Source organism: Azospirillum ramasamyi, assembly GCF_003233655.1.
Lineage (GTDB): Bacteria > Pseudomonadota > Alphaproteobacteria > Azospirillales > Azospirillaceae > Azospirillum > Azospirillum ramasamyi.
This window is the reverse complement of record NZ_CP029833.1, coordinates 35920-56764: the sequence shown is the minus strand read 5'-3', so window position 1 is coordinate 56764 and position 20845 is coordinate 35920. Positions and strand designations below refer to the sequence as shown.

Annotated in this window: 18 protein-coding genes and 1 riboswitch; of the genes, 12 read left to right on the top strand and 6 right to left on the bottom strand. The window is 68.7% G+C overall.

Annotated features, from left to right (window positions below; all coding sequences use genetic code 11):
• The first annotated feature begins 40 nt into the window (after positions 1-40).
• On the top strand, positions 41-1243 hold the full coding sequence (locus tag DM194_RS22480) for an NnrS family protein (protein WP_111069811.1): 1203 nt from the start codon (positions 41-43) through the stop codon (positions 1241-1243).
• Between the two features lie 43 nt (positions 1244-1286).
• Here the strand turns inward: DM194_RS22480 and DM194_RS22475 are convergent, their stop codons facing one another.
• The 3 genes from DM194_RS22475 to DM194_RS22465 form a co-directional block, all read right to left on the bottom strand.
• The gene (locus DM194_RS22475) at positions 1287-1667 is read right to left on the bottom strand and encodes a response regulator (protein WP_425457323.1); all 381 of its coding nucleotides are present in this window, start codon (positions 1665-1667) and stop codon (positions 1287-1289) included.
• A 153-nt stretch (positions 1668-1820) separates the two neighbouring features.
• Positions 1821-2219 carry a hypothetical protein gene (locus DM194_RS22470; RefSeq protein WP_111069810.1) on the bottom strand — a complete coding sequence of 133 codons (399 nt, stop codon included), beginning with the start codon at positions 2217-2219 and terminating at the stop codon, positions 1821-1823.
• Positions 2220-2367: 148 nt separating this feature from the next.
• A complete protein-coding gene (locus DM194_RS22465) occupies positions 2368-2736 on the bottom strand; it encodes an Hpt domain-containing protein (RefSeq protein ID WP_246024592.1) in 369 nt (122 codons plus the stop codon).
• Between the two features lie 476 nt (positions 2737-3212).
• Here DM194_RS22465 and DM194_RS22460 point away from each other — a divergent pair, with 476 nt between their 5' ends.
• The 4 genes from DM194_RS22460 (at position 3213) to DM194_RS22445 (ending at position 7656) form a co-directional block, all read left to right on the top strand.
• The gene (locus DM194_RS22460; protein WP_111069809.1) at positions 3213-4412 is read left to right on the top strand and encodes a urate hydroxylase PuuD; all 1200 of its coding nucleotides are present in this window, start codon (positions 3213-3215) and stop codon (positions 4410-4412) included.
• A gap of 36 nt (positions 4413-4448) precedes the next feature.
• The gene (gene guaD / locus DM194_RS22455; RefSeq protein WP_111069808.1) at positions 4449-5795 is read left to right on the top strand and encodes a guanine deaminase; all 1347 of its coding nucleotides are present in this window, start codon (positions 4449-4451) and stop codon (positions 5793-5795) included.
• Positions 5796-5821: 26 nt separating this feature from the next.
• A riboswitch (yybP-ykoY riboswitch) is annotated at positions 5822-5948 on the top strand.
• A gap of 81 nt (positions 5949-6029) precedes the next feature.
• Positions 6030-6608 carry a manganese efflux pump MntP gene (locus DM194_RS22450; RefSeq protein WP_111069807.1) on the top strand — a complete coding sequence of 193 codons (579 nt, stop codon included), beginning with the start codon at positions 6030-6032 and terminating at the stop codon, positions 6606-6608.
• A gap of 64 nt (positions 6609-6672) precedes the next feature.
• Positions 6673-7656 (top strand): lipid II:glycine glycyltransferase FemX, encoded by a 984-nt coding sequence (locus DM194_RS22445; protein WP_246024591.1) that lies wholly within the window; start codon positions 6673-6675, stop codon positions 7654-7656.
• Between the two features lie 30 nt (positions 7657-7686).
• On the opposite strand, the gene tenA is transcribed toward DM194_RS22445, so the two are convergent.
• Genes tenA through DM194_RS22430 form a run of 3 tightly spaced genes read right to left on the bottom strand, consistent with a single transcriptional unit; the run spans position 7687 to position 10067 of the window.
• Positions 7687-8373, bottom strand: coding sequence for a thiaminase II (gene tenA, locus DM194_RS22440; RefSeq protein WP_111069805.1), 687 nt, complete (start codon positions 8371-8373; stop codon positions 7687-7689).
• A 49-nt stretch (positions 8374-8422) separates the two neighbouring features.
• Positions 8423-9274: an ABC transporter permease gene (locus DM194_RS22435; protein WP_111069804.1), complete on the bottom strand. Its 852-nt coding sequence runs from the start codon at positions 9272-9274 to the stop codon at positions 8423-8425.
• Positions 9261-10067: an ABC transporter ATP-binding protein gene (locus DM194_RS22430; RefSeq protein WP_111069803.1), complete on the bottom strand. Its 807-nt coding sequence runs from the start codon at positions 10065-10067 to the stop codon at positions 9261-9263. The genes DM194_RS22435 and DM194_RS22430 overlap by 14 nt, the downstream gene beginning before the upstream one ends.
• Before the next feature lie 63 nt (positions 10068-10130).
• Between DM194_RS22430 and DM194_RS22425 the strand changes: the two genes are divergently transcribed.
• The 7 genes from DM194_RS22425 to DM194_RS22390 all read left to right on the top strand — a co-directional run bounded on the left by DM194_RS22425 (position 10131) and on the right by DM194_RS22390 (position 20844).
• Positions 10131-11525 carry an ActS/PrrB/RegB family redox-sensitive histidine kinase gene (locus tag DM194_RS22425; protein ID WP_111069802.1) on the top strand — a complete coding sequence of 465 codons (1395 nt, stop codon included), beginning with the start codon at positions 10131-10133 and terminating at the stop codon, positions 11523-11525.
• A gap of 36 nt (positions 11526-11561) precedes the next feature.
• A complete protein-coding gene (locus tag DM194_RS22420; RefSeq protein WP_111070267.1) occupies positions 11562-12131 on the top strand; it encodes an ActR/PrrA/RegA family redox response regulator transcription factor in 570 nt (189 codons plus the stop codon).
• A 1040-nt stretch (positions 12132-13171) separates the two neighbouring features.
• Positions 13172-15328 (top strand): GumC family protein, encoded by a 2157-nt coding sequence (locus tag DM194_RS22410; RefSeq protein ID WP_246024590.1) that lies wholly within the window; start codon positions 13172-13174, stop codon positions 15326-15328.
• A gap of 90 nt (positions 15329-15418) precedes the next feature.
• On the top strand, positions 15419-16864 hold the full coding sequence (locus DM194_RS22405) for a flippase (RefSeq protein ID WP_111069799.1): 1446 nt from the start codon (positions 15419-15421) through the stop codon (positions 16862-16864).
• Between the two features lie 420 nt (positions 16865-17284).
• Positions 17285-18640, top strand: a complete 1356-nt coding sequence (locus DM194_RS22400) for a nucleotide sugar dehydrogenase (RefSeq protein WP_111069798.1) — start codon at positions 17285-17287, stop codon at positions 18638-18640.
• Between the two features lie 49 nt (positions 18641-18689).
• On the top strand, positions 18690-19685 hold the full coding sequence (locus tag DM194_RS22395) for an NAD-dependent epimerase/dehydratase family protein (RefSeq protein ID WP_111069797.1): 996 nt from the start codon (positions 18690-18692) through the stop codon (positions 19683-19685).
• Between the two features lie 193 nt (positions 19686-19878).
• Positions 19879-20844, top strand: a complete 966-nt coding sequence (locus DM194_RS22390) for a GDP-L-fucose synthase family protein (protein ID WP_111069796.1) — start codon at positions 19879-19881, stop codon at positions 20842-20844.
• Position 20845 lies beyond the last annotated feature (1 nt).

Genomic DNA, 20845 nt, shown 5'->3' with positions numbered 1-20845 from the left:
GATCCTGCACCGCAGCACCCTTTCCGGGGAGTCCCCGTTCATGTCCTCATCCAGTCTTGCCGGCCGCGACGACGGCCCCGCGATCCCGATCCTGTTCCAATACGGTTTCCGCTTCTTCTTCCTGTTCAGCGGTATCGCCGCCGTCGGCCTGCTGGGCGCATGGCTGGGCGTGCTGGCGACCGGGGAATGGCCGCAGCATGCCGTCGGCGCCAGCGCGTGGCACGGGCATGAGATGCTGTTCGGCATGGTGGTGGCCGCCGTCGCCGGCTTCCTGCTGACCGCGGTGCCGAGCTGGACCGGCACCAGGGCGGTGGCCGGCGCGCCGCTGATGGCGCTCGCGGCGCTGTGGATGGCCGGCCGCGTCGCCGTCTTCCCCTGGGCCGGGGTGCCGGAACCGGTGGCGGCGGTGATCGACATCGCCTTCCTGCCGGCGCTCGGCTTCGCGCTCGCCCGGCCGCTGGTGGCCGCCGGCAAGTGGCGCAACAGCGCCTTCCTGGTCCTGCTGGGTCTGCTGACAGCCGCCGACCTGCTGATCCATCTGGACTGGCTGGGCCGGCTGGACGGCGGGGCGGGGGCCGGATTCGCGCTCGGCCTCGGCATCGTTCTGATGATGGTGACGGTGATCGGCGGGCGCATCCTGCCGGCATTCACCCGCAACGGGTTGGGCGAGGCGGGGCGGGGCGTGCGGTCCTGGCCGCCGGTGGAGCGGGCGGCCCTCGTCCTGACGCTGGCGCTGCTCCCGGCGACGATTGCGGCGCCGGAGTCGGCGGTCACCGGGCTGATCGCGCTTGCCGCCGCCGTGGCCCATGCCGCGCGGCTGGCCGGCTGGCAGGGCTGGAAGGCCTGGCGCTCGCCGATCCTGTGGATCCTGCATGTCGGTTATCTGTGGGTGCCGGTGGCGCTGCTGCTGCGCGGGTTGCAGGTTTTTGCCGACCTGCCGGCCCCGGCAGCGACCCATGCGCTGACGGTCGGCGCCTTCGCCACACTGATCCTGGCGGTGATGAGCCGCGCCTCGCTGGGCCATACCGGCCGTCCGCTGGTGGTGTCGCGGGTGACGGTCGCCGCCTATGTGCTGCTGACGGTCGCGGCGATCGCCCGCACCGTCTCGCCGCTGCTGCCGGTGGACTGGGTGTGGGCGGCGCTGCAATGGTCGGGCTATGGCTGGGTCGCCGCCTTCACCCTGTTTCTGGTCGCCTACGCCCCGGTCCTGCTGGCGCCGCGCGCCGACGGCCGTCCGGGTTGAAGTCTTCCGGGTTGAGGTTTTGCGGGGCGAGGCCGATGCCCCGTCAGGCGGCGCCGCGGAAGTAGCGGTCGATGGCGTCGTTCATCTCGACCTCGCGGAAGGGCTTGGTCAGGACGGGGCGGTCCTGATGGCCCTTCGGCAGGCCGGCGGCGCCGTGGCCGGTGGTGAAGACGAAGGGGATGCCCTGCGCGCTCAGCGCGTCGGCGACGCTGTCGACGCGCTCCCCGCGCAGCGAGACGTCGAGCAGGGCGGCGTCGATTCCCCCCCTGGCGATCAGTTCCAGCGCCTCGGCCACCGTACCGGCCGGACCGATGACGCCGACATTCTGGACTTCAAGCGAATCCTCGATGGCCATGGCCACCAGCGGCTCGTCTTCCACGAGCAGGATGCGCAAGGGCTTGGACTGGTCGGCTTCCATGGACATGCGGCTCGCTGCGGGTCTGGGCGATGGTCAAGCTACAGATGGGGACGGGAATCCCATGCGGCAACCGGCGTGAGCTTTTCCGTTCGGCCGTCCGCTTGTCCATCCTGACCTTGGTCATCACCCATTGGGCAATCGCAAGCTGCGACTGGACTATCACCCCAGATCATCAAGCGCCTGTTGGAGGGACGGATAGATGGCTTCCACCATGGATCCGTCCGGCCGAACCGGCGAGGGCAGCACGTCCGCCCCTTCCAGCGCGCGGGACAGCGGCAGGCCGCCGACCTCGACGAAACCGCCGCGCTCGCCATACTGGCCGACGATCCAGTCCCTGACCGCCGGGTCGCCGTCCAACGCGTTGTTGTGCGAGATCAGCGCGTGGTTGCCGTCGTCCGAGCGCCGATACCAGGCATGGCAGCCGTCGCCCAGATCCATGGGCCGGAAGCCGGCGGCCATCAGGGGTTCCCGCACGGTCGCGCGCACCTTGTCGGTCCGCAGGCCGGTGTCGGTCCGCAGGCCGGTCGGCCGGTCGAGATCGTCCGCAAGCTGGGTCATGTCGCCTCTCTGGTCGTGGTCCCGGAAGTACAACGCCGCAGGAAGGCTTTTGTGCCGCGCATGGCTGCCCGAACGTGGGAGGGCGGAACTGCCTGTCGGTGCAGTCCTGCCGCCCGCCTATCCGTTCGGACGTCCATTCGGAGCTCGTTCAGGCGGTTTGAGGCCGGCAGGCGCGCAGTGCGGCCAGGGAGCGGTCGAGCAGGTCGTAGAGCCGGTCCTCCTGCGCCAGGACCGCGGCGGAGCCGGCCTGTTCCAGTTCCTTCGCCAGACGGCCGAGCGCCGCCGCGCCGAGGTTCAGCGCGGTGCCCTTCAGCGTGTGGGCCGTGCGGTTGTGCGGCTCTCCGGCATGGGCCTGGGCGATCATGCTGTCGACGGTCCTGCGGCCGTTGTCGGTGAAACCGTCCAGCGAGGCGCTCCAGTCCTCGGCGGTCAGCAGTTCCAGCAGGAGGGAGACCTGCTCCTCGTCCAGCAGGCCTGTGTCCGGGCCGTCGTCCCAGGGATCTCGCGTGGCGGTCATGGCAGCCTCCGGGGCGGCGGTGTGATGGGTGGGTTGGTGAGAGCGGAGCCGGGCTGCGGCGGGGCGCCGCTTTCTCCGGCATCGACGCCATCCCGGCGAAGAGGGCAGCCGGATACCGGGATTAGGGGAAAAGAGATAACATTGAATAAATGAGCCAGTCAGGGCGAACAGAGCGCATGCGCGGTGACAGGGGCGCTTGTCGGTCCGGGTCTCGACTGCCGCCATGTCCTTGAAATTTCCGCCACTTCCGCTCGCGCCATGGTTTCGGCCCCAGCGCAATTCAGGAACCGGAGGCACTGGCGGGGTGAAGGCCAGCACGCCGGTCAGAGCCGATCCCCGATCTTTCGCCATTTTTTGAAGCTGTTGGGACAGGAGCATGGTTTTCCGCAGCCGCACACTCGCCGTAGACTCCAACCCGGAGAGTCCGGTCCCGGCCCCTGAACTGCCCGGACCTTAGCTGAAGGAGCGTGCGCGCGATGGAGCCCATCCTGTGGGAGTGGATCAACGCCCTGGCGCGGTGGCTGCACGTCATCACCGCCATCGCCTGGATCGGATCGTCCTTCTACTTCATCCATCTCGACGCCTCGCTGCGCAAGCGGGCGGGGGCGCCGTCCGGGACGGCGGGCGATGCGTGGCAGATCCACGGCGGCGGCTTCTACCACATGACCAAATACATGGTCGCCCCGCCGCAGCTGCCGGAGGAGCTGACCTGGTTCAAGTGGGAATCCTACGCGACGTGGCTCAGCGGCTTCTTCCTGATGTGCGTGCTGTATTACCGCGGCGCCGACCTGCTCCTGATCGACCAGGACGTGATGGCGCTCGGCCACTGGCAGGCGGTGGCGATCAGCGTCGCGGTGCTGGTGGCGGGCTGGGTCGCCTATGACCTGATGTGCAGGTCGCCGCTGGGCCGCAACGACGGGGCGCTCGCGGCCGCCGGTTTCGTGCTGCTGGTGGCGACGGCCTGGGGCTTGACGCAGATCTTCAGCGGGCGCGGCGCCATGCTGCAGGTCGGCGCGCTGATGGCGACCATGATGGCCTGCAACGTCTTCATGCTGATCATCCCCAACCAGCGCAAGACCGTGGCCGCCATGCTGCGCGGCGAGACGCCGGACCCGTCGCTGGGAAAGCAGGCCAAGCAGCGGTCGCTGCACAACAATTACCTGACCCTGCCGGTCGTCTTCCTGATGCTGTCCAACCATTATCCGCTGGTCAACTCCACCCGCTACAACTGGGTGATGGTCGCGCTGGTGCTGGTGGTCGGCGCGGCGATCCGTCATTTCTTCAACAGCCGCCATGCCGGCAGGCCGACGCCCTGGTGGACCTGGGGCGTCGCCGCCGCCGGAATGCTGGCCTGCGTCTGGCTCAGCACCATGGGCCCCGCCGACGTCGGCAGCGGCGGCGACACCGCAGCCGCGGCGCCGGTCAAGGTCGGCTATGCCGAGGTGGAGGAGATCGTCGCCACCCGCTGCAGCATGTGCCACGCCGCCGAGCCGGTGTGGGAGGGCATCGCGACCCCGCCGCGCGGCGTCGTTCTGGAGGGTGACGGCATCCGCCGCCATGCCGAGCAGATCCGCCTGCATGCCGGTTTCAGCAGCGCCATGCCCCCCGCCAACATCACCGGAATGACGCCCCGGGAACGTGCGGTGTTGGCGGCGTGGTCCGGGGGCGTTAAGTAACCCTCCCACAGAGTTTCCTCATCGAACCGGATCCCCATGTCTGACCAGTCCATCGCCGCCCCCGTCGCCGCCGCCATCCGCGGACGCCTGCTCAGCTTCCATCGGGCGCCGGCCGGGCCAGGGGATCTCGATTGTCTGAGCTATCACGAGGACGGGCTGCTGCTGGTCGGGGCCGACGGCCGGATTCTGGAGGTGGGGGACTGGGCCGATCTGCGCGGCCGGGTGCCGGAGGGGGTGGCGGTCGACGACCACGGCGGCAAGCTGGTGCTCCCCGGCTTCATCGACACCCACATCCATTTCCCGCAGACCCAGGTCATCGCCTCCTACGGCACCCAGCTGCTCGACTGGCTGGAGAAATACACCTTCATCGAGGAGCAGCGCTTCGCCGATCCGGCCCACGCCGCCGCCAACGCCGCCTTCTTCATGGACGAGCTTCTGCGCAACGGCACGACCACGGCGGCGGTCTACGGCTCGGTCCATCCGCAGTCGGTCGATGCCCTCTTCGCGGAGGCCGAGGCCCGCGGCGCCGGGCTGATCGCCGGCAAGGTGATGATGGACCGCCATGCCCCGCCCGCCCTGACCGACACGGCCGAAAGCAGCTATCGCGACGGCAAGGACCTGATCGGCCGCTGGCACGGCAAGGGGCGGCAGCGCTATGCCGTCACCCCGCGCTTCGCCATCACCTCGACCGAGGCGCAGCTGGAGGCGGCGGGCGCGCTGCTGCGCGAGCATCCCGGCGTCCACATGCAGACCCATCTGTCGGAGAACGGCGACGAGATCGCCGAGGTGGGTCGCCTCTTCCCCGGCGCCCGCGACTACACCGACGTCTACGACCGCTTCGGGCTGCTGGGGCCGACCTCGCTGTTCGGCCACTGCATCCATCTGTCGGAAGCGGAGATGGCCCGGCTGTCGGAAAGCGGGTCGGTCGCCGTCTTCTGCCCGACCAGCAACCTGTTCATCGGCAGCGGCCTGTTCGACCTCGACGCCCTGTCGAAGCCGGAGCGGCCGGTGCGCACCGCCATCGCCACCGATGTCGGCGGCGGCACCAGCTATTCGATGCTGCGCACGGCGGCGGAAGCCTACAAGGTGCTGCAGCTGCGGCGCCGGAACCTGCCGGCGCTTGCGGCGCTGCATTGGATGACCCGCGGCAATGCCGAGGCGCTGGGCATGGCCGACGAGATCGGCAGCCTGGAGCCCGGACGCTGGGCCGACCTCGTCGTGCTCGACCCCGCCGCGACGCCGGCTATGCGACATCGCATGAAGGCGGTGGACGGCGACCTGGAGGAGGAGCTGTTCATCCAGGTGACGCTGGGCGACGACCGCTCGGTGGCCGCCACCTACCTGCGCGGCCGCAACTCGCACCTGCGGCAATCGGGTGCTTGACCGAAGTCCCCAGCTTCTGTAGGACTTCCGCCGTCATTGGGGAGTAGCCACCCGCCGGCATTCGGACCGGGCGGGGTTCGCGTCAACAGACTTGGATGGTTCCGGCCTCCGGCCGTTACCGCCATGGCGCGCACGGCGGCCAGCGGGCCGACCCGGCGAGACCAGTGGATCGGACATCTCCGCGGCCAGCCGGAGTCCGTCCGGTTCCACTGAGTTGTCTGGCCGGGAATAGCCATGTTCGCCACGTCCCTTGCGCTCGCCTTCAGCCTATCCATGGATTCCTTCGCCGCGGCACTTGGCCGTGGCGCCTGCTCGAACCGTGCCGGCCTGCCCGAGGCGATGCGCGTGGGCGCGGCCTTCGGCGTCTGCCAGTTCGCGATGCCGCTGGTCGGCTGGGGCGTCGGCATCGCCTTCGCCAGCCTCGTTGAATCGGTCGATCACTGGATCGCCTTCATCCTGCTGCTGCTGGTCGGCGGCGCGATGCTGCGCAACGCCGTCGTGGCCGGCAAGGATGAGGGCGACGTGGATTGCGGTCCGGTGCGCGGCGGGCGTTCCGGGTGGCTGGCCCTGCTGACCACCGCCGTCGCCACCAGCATCGACGCCGCCGCCGTGGGCGCCGGCCTGGCCATGGTCGATGTGGACATGGTGACGACAGCGGCGCTGATCGGCGCCGTGACCTTCGCGGTGGCGTTCGGCGGGGTGCTGATCGGGCGCGCCGCCGGCAAGCATCTCGGGCGCTGGGCGGAGATGGCCGGCGGCGTGGTGCTGATCGGGCTGGGCGCCAAGATCCTGCTGGAGCACACGCTGTGGTGAGACGCGGCGACTTGCAGCCCGGACGATCCCGAGCCGCGGCCCGACCGCCGATGAGCCTTCCGCCATGACCTCGCCAACGATGACCGCGTCAGCGAAGATCGGGGATTCCGCCGTCACCATCCTGTGGAACGAGGGCACCGTCGGCGATTGGGGCCGGCATTACGCCGCGATCCCGCGCTCGACCCTGCCGCAGAGCTTCGGCTATGCGAGCGCGATGGCGAAGACGCACGGCTATGTTCCGCGTCTGGGCCTGATCCATGAGGGGGAGACTCCGATCGGGCTGGTGCAGGTGCTGCAGCGTCGTGCGCTGAAGCTGTTCCGCCAGACCCACATCCACCGCGGGCCCCTGTGGTTCGGCGGCACGCCCGCCCCGGACGTCGTCGAGGCCGCGTTGACGCTGCTGCGGCGCGAATACCCCAACCATGTCTTCAGCCGCGTCAGCTTCCTGCCCGAGCTGCCGGCCTCGCCGGAGATGGCGGCTGTGCTGGAACGTTGCGGCTTCCGCCGCATCGGCCCCGGCTATCAGACGGTCTGGATCGACCTGACGCCGAGCCTGGAGGCGATCCGCGCCCGTTTTGCCGGTTCATGGCGCAAGCGTTTGAAGGATGCCGAGTCGGCCGGGCTGGTTCTCGATGTCGATCCGGCGGCGCAGAACCTGCCGTGGCTGGCGCGCCAGGACCAGAAGCAGGCGCAGACCAAGGGATACCGCAGCGCCTCGGGACCGCTGATCGTCCGGCTGCGCAATGCGATGCACAAGGCCGGCGGCGTGCTGATGATCACGGCGCTCGCCGGAAAGGAACCGGCGGCGGCGGCGCTGCTGTTCATCCATGGGCAGGCGGCGACCTACCAGATCGGCTGGTCGAGCGAGGCCGGCCGCAAGAGCAACGCAATGCGGCTCGTGCTGTGGCGGGCCATCGCCGAGCTGAAGGCGCGCGGCGTCACCATGCTCGACCTCGGCGGCATCAACCCGGACGATGCGCCGGGCGTCACCGAATTCAAGCTCGGCCTGGGCGGGGAATGGGTGGAGACGGCCGGGCTGTTCCGCTGACGCGCCCGGTCCCCGCCTGCCCCCGGCGTCTCACCCCGCCAGCGTCATTCCCATTTCCCAGAAATCCGCCTCCAGCCGGCAGGCCTGCCGGAACACCGTCAGCAGCCGCGGGAAGCGGGCCTCGGTCAGGCTGTCGGCCGCCAGCCGGTCGAGGTTCTCCCGCGCCGCCCGCGCCACCTCCTGATAGGCATCGCCGGCATATTCGGCGATCCAGACGCGGTAGGGGTTGGCGCCGTCCAGCGCGCCGGGCGTGGCCGCCAGCCGCCGGCCGATCTCGGCATAGCCGATGACGCAGGGGCTGAGCGCGACATGCAGGTCCAGCAGGTCGCCGCGCAGGCCGGTTTCCAGCACATAGCGGGTGTAGGCCATCGTCGCCTTGGCCTCCGCCGCCTGTTCCAGCGCGGTCGCCGACAGGCCCCAAGCGGCGCACAGGCCGACATGCAGGTCCATCTCCACGTCCAGGATCGCTTTCAGCCCGCCCAGCGATGCCCGCATCTCGCGCAGGTCGCGGCCCTTGTAGATGGCCAGCGCGTAGGCCCGGGCGAAATGGATCAGGAACAGGTAATCCTGCACCAGATAATGGCGGAAACACGCCTGCGGCAGCGTGGCGTCGCCCATCCCGCGCACGAAGGCGTGGTCGACATAGGCGGACCAGTCGGGCCGGGATTCGGCGACGAGCCGGTCGAACAGGTCGATGCGGGTGGCGGGCGCGGTCATGGCGGCGGTCTCCGGTGTCGCTGACGGTTGCGGACGCATACTCTACCGATCATTCACCCGTCTGCAGCAAAGCTCCGCGCACGCGCGCCTGACGGAAGGCGTACAGGAACACGCCGACGCCGGCCGCCATGTAGAGCGCGTTCAGCCCGACCGCCCAGGCCATATGGTCCCAGCGCAGGACACCCTCGAACAGCAGCGCCCGCATGCCCTCGAACACATGGGCGGAGGGCAGGGCGAGCGAGACCGGCTGCAGCCACGCCGGCAGGACCGAGACCGGATAATAGACCGCGCTGACCGGCGCCAGCATGAAGACGACGATCCAGGCCAGCCCCTCCGCGCCCATGCCGTAGCGCAGGATCAGCGCCACGATCACCAGCCCGAGCGACCAGCCCAGCACGATCAGGTTGGCGAAGAAGGCGGCAAGCGGCAGGCCGAGTGCGAAGACCGAATAGCCGAAGAAGGGAATCGCCAGCGCCGCCGCCGGCAGCACGCCGATCAGGGTGCGCAGCAGGCTCATGGTCATCAGCGCCGTCACCCATTCGCCGGGGCGCAAGGGGCTGACGAACAGATGGCCGAGGTTGCGCGACCACATCTCTTCCAGAAAGGAGATGGAGACGCCGAGCTGGCCGCGGAACAGCACGTCCCACAGCAGCACCGCGCTGACCAGCACGCCGGCCCCCTGCGCCACCCAGACGCTGCCGCCGCCGCTGCTCGACGCCATGAACTGGTTGATGTAGCCCCACAGGATCATCTGCATGGTCGGCCAGTAGGCCAGTTCCAGGATGCGCGGCCACGACCCGCGCAGCAGATACCAGTAGCGCAGCACCATGGCGCCGACCCGGCGCAGCGAGAAGTCTGCCCGCGGGATCGGGTGGGAAGCGGTCGCGTCATTCGGCGGCATCGGCGGTCTCCCCGGCCAGGAGCGTGCCGTCGGACGCGCGGGCGATGTCGAGGAACACCTCCTCCAGCGTCTGTCGGCCATAGCGGGCGACCAGGGCCGACGGCGCGCCGCGGTCGACGATCCGTCCCTGCCGCATCATCAGCACGCCGTCGCACAACCTTTCCACCTCCAGCATGTTATGGGAGGCAAGCAGGATGGTGGCGCCGGTGCGGGCGCGGTACCGCTCAAGATATGTCCGGATCCAGTCGGCGGTGTCGGGGTCGAGCGAGGCCGTCGGCTCGTCCAGCAGCAGAAGCTCCGGATCGTTCAGCAGAGCTTTGGCCAGCGCGACGCGGGTTTTCTGCCCCGCCGAAAGCCCGCCGGACGGGCGATCGAGAAAACGCGTCAGGTCAAGATGCTCGGACAATTCTCGGACGCGCTTTTTGACGCATGTCAAACCGTAGAGGTGGGCATAGACGGTAAGGTTCTCCCGCACCGTCAGCCGATGGGGCAGTTCGACGTAGGGGGAGGAGAAGTTCATGCGCGGAAGCACGGCATGCCGATGGCGCGCCATGTCGACGCCCAGGATCTCCACCGTCCCGGCCGTCGGCAGCAAAAGCCCCAGCAGCATCGAGATGGTCGTGGTCTTGCCGGCGCCGTTGCCGCCCAGAAGGCCGGTCACGCTTCCGCGCGGCACGGTGAAGTCGATGGCGTCGACAGCCGTCACCTCCCCGCCGCCGGGCGTGGGAAAGCGCTTGGTCAGCCCGGCCACCCGGATGGCGGGCGGATGCTGTGGGATGGTTCGCTCGGTCATGGGCACAGAATATGGCGGCAGGAGCCTCAACCGCCAGGGGCATGCGGGCCGGGAGTATGGATCATGGTGACGCTCGCCAGCGTGTTGACCGCCCCGGTGCCGGCCGCCGCACCGCCGCAATGGTCGCAGCCCGACGGCCGCATCACCCTGCGCACGCTGATCCTGATCCGTTGGGTCGCGGTGATCGGGCAGCTGGCGGCGGTCGGATTCGTCAGCCTGGGCCTGGGATTCCCGCTGCCGCTGGGGCCGGTGCTGGCCGCGATCAGCGCGTCGGCGCTGCTGAACGTGGTGGCGATGGCCCAGCAGGGCGGCCGGCTGCGGCTGGCCGACCGCGATGCGGCGCTGTATCTCAGCTACGACATGCTGCAGCTGACGCTGCTGCTCTATCTGACCGGCGGCCTGAGCAACCCCTTCGCCATCCTGCTGCTGGCGCCGATGACGGTGGGCGCCGCCATCCTGTCGCGCTACAGCACGGTGCTGCTGACCGGGCTGAACCTGATCTGCCTGACCGCGCTCGCCCTCTGGCACTTCCCGCTGCCGTGGGAGGAGCCGGTGCGCTCGATGGCGCCGCTCTACGCCTTCGGCGTCTGGCTGTCGCTGTCGGTGTCGTCGGTCTTCATCGCCGGCTATGTCTTCCGGGTCGCCGCCGAGGCGCGGCGCTTCGCCGACGCGCTTGCCGCCTCGCAGGTGGCGCTTGCCCGCGAACAGCGCCTGGGCGCCCTGGGCGCGCTCGCCGCCGCCGCCGCGCATGAGCTGGGATCGCCGCTGGGCACCATCGCCGTGGTGGCGAAGGAGTTGGCGCGCGACCTGCCGCCCGACAGCCCCTATGGCGAGGATGTCGAGCTGCTGCAGAGCCAGGTGATGCGCTGCCGCGAGATCCTGGCCGATCTGGCGCGCAAGCCGGAGGCCGACGGCGGCGACCCGTTCGAACGGCTGCCGCTGACCGCGCTGATCGAGGCCGCGGCGGCTCCCCACCGGCTGGGCCACATCGACTTCGTCGTGGAACCGCATCCGGTCGGCGGGGCGGAGGAACCCTTCCTGCGCCGCAGCCCGGAGATCATCCACGGCCTCGGCAACTTCATCCAGAACGCCCACCAGTTCGCCCGCCACAAGGTGACGATCGCCGCCGCCTGGGACGGCCGCGGCGTCACCATCACGGTGATGGACGACGGTCCGGGCTTCCCGCCCCATCTGCTGGGCCGCATCGGCGAACCGTACCTGTCCGTGCGCGGCGAGCGCTCCGGTCCCAAGGGGCAGGCGGGCGGCGGGCATATGGGGCTGGGCATCTTCATCGCGCAGACGCTGCTGGAGAAGACCGGCGCGACGGTGCGCTACGCCAACAATCCGCCGGACAGCAGCACTCCGCCCGCTGACCAGACCGCCGGCGGGCATTCCAACCAGGGCGGAACGGGTGCGCGGATTTCCGTGCGCTGGAAGACCATCAACGCCAAGAAATGAGGTTTTACGGTGGACACCCTCAAAACAACCGATGACATGCTGTCGGGCGAAGCCGTCAAACTGACCTTCACTGGCGACGTCACCCGCAGCCTGCTGATCGTCGACGACGACGCCCCCTTCCGCACGCGGCTGGCCCGCGCCATGGAGAAGCGCGGCTTCAACGTGGTCGCGGTCGATTGCGTGCAACTCGGCATCGAGGTGGCGCAGGAATCCGCGCCCGCCTTCGCGGTGGTCGACCTGCGGCTGGGCGACGGCAACGGGCTCGACGTGGTGTCGGCCCTGCGCGACGCCCGCCCCGACGCCCGCATCGTCATGCTGACCGGCTATGGCAACATCGCCACCGCCGTCGCGGCGGTGAAGGCCGGCGCGGTCGATTATCTGCCCAAGCCCGCCGACGCCGACGCCGTCGAGTCGGCGCTGCTGGCCGACGGCCGTCCGCTGCCCCAGCCGCCGGAAAACCCGATGTCGGCCGATCGCGTGCGGTGGGAGCATATCCAGCGCGTCTTCGAACAATGCGACCGCAACGTCTCCGAGACCGCACGCCGCCTGAAGATGCACCGACGCACCCTGCAGCGCATCCTGAACAAGCACGCCCCGCGCGCCTGACTTCCCCAGACGCTTTCTGGAGGAAACGCGAACGGCCCGCCCCCGAAAGGGAGCGGGCCGTTCGCGTTGCGGGCCGGCGCGCGATCGACCGCTCTACACCTGGGCCATCATTCCGTCTGTGATGGGTTCACACCTGGAAACGCAGTGCTGTTCGGGCCGGCTGGACATCGCCAAAGCCGACTCATCTTCGAGAAGTTGGATCATCCGCCGCTCGACCCGCAGCAGCATCTCGCGGGCAGGAAGGCTGCCGCAAGTCCGGCTATGGTCGCGAATCTGTCGGATCGCGCAGACAGTGGCGGTGGGACGAGCGGTGTGACGAGCGGTGTGACGGCACGACATGACGCGACCCTCCGTCGAAAGGATGAGTTACACTATCCTTTATTGCGTATTCCGCGCAATTCAAAAGTTTGGGCGCCTAACATTTCTATTATGCAATAAGTCATAAATCTCTGCTCTGTCAGTACGGGATGGGCCGTCGGGGCGAGCATCTCCGACACGGAAACCTACGGCTCGGCGGGGAACGTTCACCCGCCGGCCGGCGTTGCCCGGGATGCTGGCCGCCCCCGCTCCAGGACCGGCCGGAATGGGGAAGGGCGCGGGGATCGCCGCCTTCCATCCGGCCCGTTCGCCGCCCCGTTCGTTCGTCATCTGGCCCGTCCATCCGAGTAACCCCGATTATCTCGCCTCCTGCCCCTGCGGCTCATACCGCACTGCAACAGGGTCAGGAAGGCTACCCACTGCGCGCCCATTGCTCACCGCATGCACTGGATGGCCGATGCAACGGCTGGACTAACACTGCGTTTCAGCCAATCGGACGAACCGCCGAGCTTGCCCGCCGGACAGCAGTCACTGTCCGAAACGGCGGATCGGGCTATCGGACGGTCCTATGGCCGCGCATTTGGTCGTTACGCGAGGAGGACCCCTTGGCCACCCAGGAACTTCAGGAACACCCCCGACGCGATAACCCTGAGTCTCGGCGGGGTCCCGGTTCCGCCTCTTCCGGTATCTCCTACGATCTGTCGGCCAGCGCCGCCAGCGCGGTGCGTCGGACCACCGGGCTGTTGCGGCGGCACAAGCTTCTGATCGGCACGGTGATCGTGGTCGGCACCGGACTGGCGGTCCTCGCCGCGTTCCGGATGACGCCGCTCTACACGGCCGAAACCCTGATCATGGTCGAGCACCGCAAGAACACCGTCCTGAATTTCGAGGGCGTGGTATCCGACATGAACCCGGACATCAGCGCCTTACAGAGCGAGGTCGCCATCCTGAAGTCGCCGGCCTTCGCCGAAAAGGTGGTGACGAAGCTGAAGCTGATGAACGATCCGGAATTCAACGCCTCGCTGCGGCCGCCGCCCCCCGGGTGGATGGCGGCGCTGAACCCGCGCAACTGGATCCCCGACAGCTGGAAAAAGTCCGACGACCTGCCGCTGTCGCCCGAGGAGCGCGAGCGCAACCAGCTGACTTCGGTGGTCAACGCGGTTCTCGACAACACGTCGGTCCGGCCGCAGGGCCGCTCCTACGTCATCGCCGTCAGCTTCGACAGCGAGGATCCGCGCAAGGCCTCCCTCATCGCCAACACCATGGCCGACCTCTATCTGGTGGATCAGCTCGACGAGAAGTTCAAGGCGTCCAAGCGCGCCACCCAATGGCTGGAGGAACGGCTGGCCGATCTGCGCCGGGAAGCGCAGACCACCGGCGACGCGGTGGAGAAGTACCGGACCCAGCATGGCCTGACCACCTCGTCGGTCAATGAGAGCACCGTGGTCGGCCAGCAGCTGAGCCAGCTGAACGCCGACTACATCCTGGCCCGCACCAAGCGGCAGGAGGCGGAGAGCAAGCTGCGCGACGTCACCGCGATGGCCAATTCGCCGCGCGGCGCCTCGGCGGTCGGCGACGTGCTGGGCTCCCCGCTGATCCAGGCCCTGCGCGAGCGCGAGGTCGACCTGCAGCGGCAGATCGCCGACGCCACCAACCGCTACGGCAGCAAGCACCCGATGCTGCTGGCCCTGCAAAGCCAGCTGCGCGACCTGCAATCCCAGATCAAGGCCGATGTCGGCAAGATCGTCGACAATCTCAGCAACGAGGTGGAGCTGGCCAAGGGCCGCGAGCAGGCGCTGAAGACCAGCCTGGATCAGGCTGAGGCCAAGCAGAACGAACAGCAGCAGGCGACCGTCGGCCTGCGCACCCTGGAGCGCGACGCCACCACCGCCCAGTCGATGTACGAGGCGCTGCTGACCCGCTCGCAGCAGATCGCGGCGCAGACCGACATGCGCCAGCCCGACGCCCGCGTGGTGTCGGAGGCATCGATCCCGCTCGATCCGTCGCAGCCCAACCGCAAGCTGATCGTGCTGCTGGCGCTGGTGGCGTCGGGCACGCTGGGCGTGCTTCTGGCCATGCTGCGCGAACGGGCCGACAATGGCTTCCGCAGCCCGCACCAGTTCGAACTGGCGACCGGCGTGCGCAGCATGGGCATCGTGCCGCGCATCCCGCGCTTCGGCGGATCGCCCGCCAGCTATGTGGTCGACAAGCCGGCCTCCGCCTTCGCGGAATCGATGCAGAACCTGCGCACCTCGCTGCTGCTCGCCAATCCCGACGGGCGGCACCGGGTGATCCTGTTCAGCTCGTCGGTCCCGGGGGAGGGCAAGAGCTCCGTCGCCGCTGCCTTCGCCCGCACCTGCGCCAACGCCGGCCAGCGGACGATCCTGGTCGACTGCGACCTGCGGCGGAAGAGCCTGCACGAGATGCTGGGCATGACCAACACCCACGGCCTGTCGGAGGTTCTGGCCGGCACCTCGGCGCTGGAGGACGTCATCCAGGTCGATCCGCGCACCGGCCTGCACGTCCTCACCGCCGGTCACGGTCCGTCGTTGCCGCAGGATGCCCTGGGTTCGTCCAACATGCATCAGCTGCTGTCGCGCCTGTCGGTCAACTACGACCGCGTGGTCCTGGATTCGCCGCCGGTCCTGGCTGTGTCGGAGGGCAAGCTGCTGGCCGCGCTCGCCGACCAGACCGTCTTCATCGTCCGCTGGGGGCTGACCAAGCGCGGCACCGCCATGGCCGGCCTGAAGGAGGTGGTCGAGGCCGGCGGCGACGTGGTCGGCGTCCTGTTCAGTCAGGTCGATACCCGGCGCCACGCACAATACGAGTTCCCGGACAGCGGCAGATACCACGGCTACCGGCGCTATTACGCAAATTGAGGACGGTTTTCCCTCTCCCGCCCCGAAAAGGCGGGAGAGGCCGTTTTGCCCTGTGAATCGAACATACCGTCCACCACCGAAGAGCTATGAATGTCAGCTGGCCACCGCATCTTCCGCAACATCCGCGCCCTTGCCGCCGCAAAGGCGGCGACTATGGCGAGCGGGCTGGTCACCGCCGCCTGGACCGCGCGGGTGCTGGGGCCGGACAGCTTCGGCGTTCTGGGGTTCGGCACGTCGCTGATGGCCTATGCGGCGCTGTTCGTGAACATGGGCCTGTCCACCTACGCCATCCGCGAGATCGCGCGCGACCGCGACCAGGCGGCCGAACTGTCCGAGCATGTGCTGACCCTGCGCACCGTCCTCGCCCTGCTGGTGGGGACCGTCTATGCGGTGTTCATCCTGTCCTTGGACAAGCCGATGGCGGTGAAGGCGGTTCTTCTGGTACAGGCGGTGCAGCTGCTCGGGAACGCCCTGGTGCTCGACTTTGTTTACCAGGCGACCGAGAAGATGGGGGTGATCGCCACGCGCGAGATCGGGACATCGATCGGCTCCATGCTTCTCGTCTTCCTCCTGGTGCGTGGACCTGAGGACGCCATCACCGCGGCCGCCATCACCGGCGGCTCCATCACCGTCAACGCGCTGATCATGATCGGCCGTTTCCACCGCGATTTCGGCACGCTGCGCCCGAGGATCGACCTGAAGGTGTGGCGCGAGATCCTGACGGCGGCGACGCCGATGGCCGTCGGCGTCTTCGCCTGGGCGATCTTCACCCATCTGGACGTGGTGATGCTGGGCTTCCTGGCTCCGCATACCGAAGTCGGCTGGTACAGCGCCGCGGTGAAGATCCAGACCCTGGCCAATCTGGTCGGCAACATCGTGATGAACGCCTTCCTGCCGCAGCTGGCCGCCTCCTATGGCGAGATCGGGCAGATGCGCGAGCGGATGCGCGCCTATGCCGGCGTCATGCTGGCGGTCGGCGGGCTGGTCATCGCCGGCGGCTTCGCCCTGGCGCCGGTCATCCTGGGCACGCTGTTCGGCGACGCCTACGCCCCGGCGACGCTGGCGCTGCGGCTGCTGATGCTGGCGTCGGCAGTGGTCTACGCCAACATGATCCTGGGCAACCCGCTGCTCGTCTGGCACCGGCAGACCGGCTACATGATCGCCATGCTGTCGGGGGGGGCGCTGAACGCCCTGCTGAACATCTGGTGGATTCCCCGCTACGGCATCGAGGGGGCCGCGATGGCGACCTTCACCGCGGAGCTGGCCGCCACCGTCGCCATCGCCTGGATCCACCGTCGGGCCGTGGGCGAGCTGTATGTCGGGATCGCGGCGCGGGCGATGCTGTGCGCCGGCGCCGCGACCGGAGCGGCCTTCGCCCTGGCCCATGTCGGCGCCCCGTTCTTCGCCCACATGCCGGCGCTGGTGCATTTCATCGCCGGCAGCGTGGCGATGGTCTTGATCTATGCGCTGGTGGCCGTCCTGACCGGACTGGTGCGCCCGAACAGGCTGCGCCGGCTGACCAGCGCCACGGCATGAGGGAGGTGAAGCATGACAGTCCGGCCGTCCGCCCCGATGATCGCACCCGACAATTTTGCAATGCCGCCCGTCGATTTTAGACTTCAGGGACGGAAAGTGCCTATTGCACCACTTTCGAACGTCTCTGTTGGTGCCTCCAAGCATTTATTAGAGCGCGCCGAGGGTTAATACTCTTAACACGGCGGTGTTCTGCAATCATAGTCTTTCCATCGGACGGCGATTTCTGAAACACTTCGCGCTGCACAACGCCGGTAACGAGGTACTTCATCGTCACGGCGAAGTCACAACAAGAAAACAATTTCAAATTTTGAGGTTTCTCCGTCTGCACCCTTGCCAACACGGCAGGGCAGCCGGGGGCGTCTCCAAACTCTCGGCACCCCGCCGCCTCCGGCGGGGCCTCAGCAAACGGCAGGAGCAACGATGCTTCCCAAGACTTTTTCCGATCGTGACGTCTGCGTCCTCGGGCTCGGCTATGTCGGCCTGACGCTGGCGGTGGCGATGGCGGACGCCGGCTTCCAGGTGCATGGGGTCGAGGTGCGGCAGGACGTGCTCGACAAGCTCGGTCAGGGCAACCCGCACTTCCACGAGCCGGGCCTGACGGAGAAGCTGCGGCACGTCATCGCGCGCGGCCGTTTCACCTTCAGCCGCAACCAGCAGGATTGCAGCAAGGCCAGCGTCTTCATCATCACGGTCGGTACGCCGCTGAGCAAGGACGGCCGGGTCCGCACCGACATGATCGAAGCGGCCACCCGTCAGGTCGCCAGCTGCCTGCATGACGGCGATCTGGTCATCCTGCGCTCCACCGTGAAGCTGGGCACCACCCGCAACATCGTGGCGCCGATCCTGCGCGCCACCGGCAAGCAGTTCGACATCGCCTTCTGCCCGGAACGCACCCTGGAAGGCCAGGCGCTGCTGGAGTTGAACCAGCTGCCGCAGATCGTCGGGGCGGAAAGCCTGGACGTCGCCACCCGCGCGGCGCAGATCTTCGGCTTCCTGACGCCGACCACCGTCAAGGTCTCCACCCTGGAGACGGCGGAGCTGATCAAGCTGGTCGACAACACCTACCGCGACGTCACCTTCGCCTTCTCCAACGAGATCGCGAAGCTGTGCAACGCCATGGAGATCTCGGCGGTCGAGGTGGCCCGCGCCGGCAAGCTGGGCTATTCGCGCACCAACCTGCCGCTGCCCGGCCCGGTCGGCGGCCCCTGCCTGGAGAAGGATCCCCACATCCTGATCGAGGCGGCGCGCGAGGTCGGCGTCGACATGGCGATCACCGCCGCCGGCCGTCTGGTCAACGAAAGCCAGCCGGTCGAGGTCGCCGACTTCCTCGGCAAGCTCGCCCACTCCATGCAGGGCTTCCCGGAGACGCCGACCATCAGCCTGATGGGCCTCGCCTTCAAGGGCCGGCCGGCGACCGACGACCTGCGCGGCACCATGGCGAAGCCGGTGCTGGAGGAACTCCGCCACCGTTTCCCCTCCGCCCGCCTGCGCGGCTTCGACGCGGTGGTCCGGCCGGACGACATCCGCAGCTTCGGGCTGGAGCCGGCGGCCAACATGGCCGAGGCGGTGTCCGGCGCCAATCTGGCGGTCATCCTGAACAATCACCCGGTCTTCACCTCGATGCCGCTGCCGGATCTGGCCCAGCGGATGGACCGGCCGGGCGTGATCTACGACTTCTGGAACAACTTCAACAGCCGCGATGTCGACCTGCCGGACGGCACAGCCTACGTCGCGCTCGGGAGCCATGGTGCCGCCCGCTACGCGCATGTCGCCTGACGCAAATGCGGCCTGACGCAATCCGTGCCTGAAGGGGAATCGAACCGACATGAAACACTATCTCGTCACCGGCGGCAGCGGCTTCATCGGCGCCGCCCTGGTCCACCGGCTGGTCCGTGACGGCCACCGGGTCCGCGTGCTGGACGACAACTCGCGCGGGCATACCGGGCGGCTGGCCGGCGTGCTGGACGACGTGGAGTTCGTCCAGGGCGACATCCGCGACCCGGATGCCGTGCGCGGGGCGGCGCGCGGCGTCGACGGCGTGCTGCATCTGGCCGCCGTCAACGGCACCAAGCATTTCTACGAGAAGCCGGAGGTGGTGCTGGACGTCGGCGTGCGCGGCATGCTGAACGTGCTGGACGCCTGCCGCGCCGAGGGTGTGGGCGACCTCGTCGTCGCCTCCTCGTCCGAAGCCTACCAGACCCCGCCGGTGGTGCCGACGCCGGAGGACGTGCCGCTGGTGGTGCCGGACGTGCTGAACGCCCGCTACAGCTATGGCGGCTCCAAGCTGATCTCGGAACTGCTGGCCATAAACTGGGGCCGCAACGGCTTCGACCGGGTGGCGATCTTCCGTCCGCACAACGTCTACGGCCCCGACATGGGGTGGGAGCATGTGGTGCCGGAATTCTCCCGCCGCGCGGTGGAGTCCATCGCCAGCCACCCCAGCGGGCCGGTGCCGTTCCGGATCCAGGGCGACGGCCGCCAGACCCGCGCCTTCGTCCACATCGACGACGCCGTCGACGGTATCGTGACGGTGATCGGCAAGGGCGAGCATCTCGGCATCTACCATGTCGGCAACCCGGAGGAGGTCACCATCGCCGACCTCGCCCGGCAGACGGTGTCCTGCCTCGGCCGCGAGGCCCAGGTGATGCCCGGCCCGGCCGCCCCCGGCGGCACCGACCGCCGCAGTCCCGACATCGCCAAGCTGACCGCGCTGGGATTCAGCCCGCGCATCCCGCTCTCCGCCGGCCTGCCGGGCGTGGTGCAGTGGTACGCGGAGCGGGCTCGGGCGGAGTTAGGGCGCATGGGGCAGGCGGCGGAGTAGGGGGCGGGCACGGCCCCCTCCAGTTCTCCGCCCCCCTGACCCTCCCCCTCTTCGAGGGAGAGGGGACTGCCGCAGTCCTTTGAAGGGACCGCGGCAAGCGTTCTACCCCCTCTCCCGCCGCCGGTGGGGGAGGGATGGGGAGGGGGCCTGGGAGCTTCCCCCCAAGACACCATCTCATCAGGAGACGGCCCGCATGGACCGCAACAGCCGTATCTTCGTCGCCGGCCACCGGGGCCTCGTCGGGTCCGCCATTCTGCGGCGGCTGACGGAGGCGGGGCACACCGACCTCGTGATCCGCGACCGCTCGCAGCTCGATCTGACCGATCAGGCGGCGGTGCGCGCCTTCTTCGACCGCGAGGGCATCGATCAGGTGATCCTGGCCGCGGCGAAGGTGGGCGGGATCCTCGCCAACGACCGCTTCGGCGGCGACTTCATCCGCGACAACCTGCTGATCCAGTCCAACGTCATCGACGCCGCCTGGCGCGCCGGCGTGAAGAAGCTGCTGTTCCTCGGCTCCTCCTGCCTCTACCCGAAGCATGCGGAACAGCCGATCAAGGAGGAGGCGCTGCTGTCCGGCCCGATGGAGCCGAGCAACAAGCCCTACGCCGTCGCCAAGATCGCCGGCATCACCATGTGCCAGGCCTACCGGCGCCAATACGGCTTCAACGCCATCTGCGCCATGCCGTCCAACCTCTACGGCCCCGGCGACCATTTCGAGCCTGAGACCTCGCACGCGCTGCCGGGCATGATCCGCCGCTTCCACGACGCCAAGCTGGCGGGCGATCCGACGGTCACGCTGTGGGGCACCGGCACGCCGCGGCGCGAGTTCCTCTATGTCGACGACATGGCGGACGCCTGCCTGTACCTGATGGACCATTACGACAGCGAGGAGATCATCAATGTCGGCCCCGGCGACGACATCGCCATCGCCGATCTCGCCGGCCTGATCCGCGACACCGTCGGCTACACCGGCACGCTGACCCACGACCTGAGCAAGCCCGACGGCCACCCGCGCAAGCTGATGGACGTGTCGCGCCTGTTCGCCACCGGCTGGCGCCCCAAGGTGTCTTTGGAAGAGGGGCTGCGCCGCACCTATGGCTGGTTCCTGGAGAACGCCGCTCCGGACCGCCACCTGGCCCCGAAGCAGGCTGCGGAGTGAA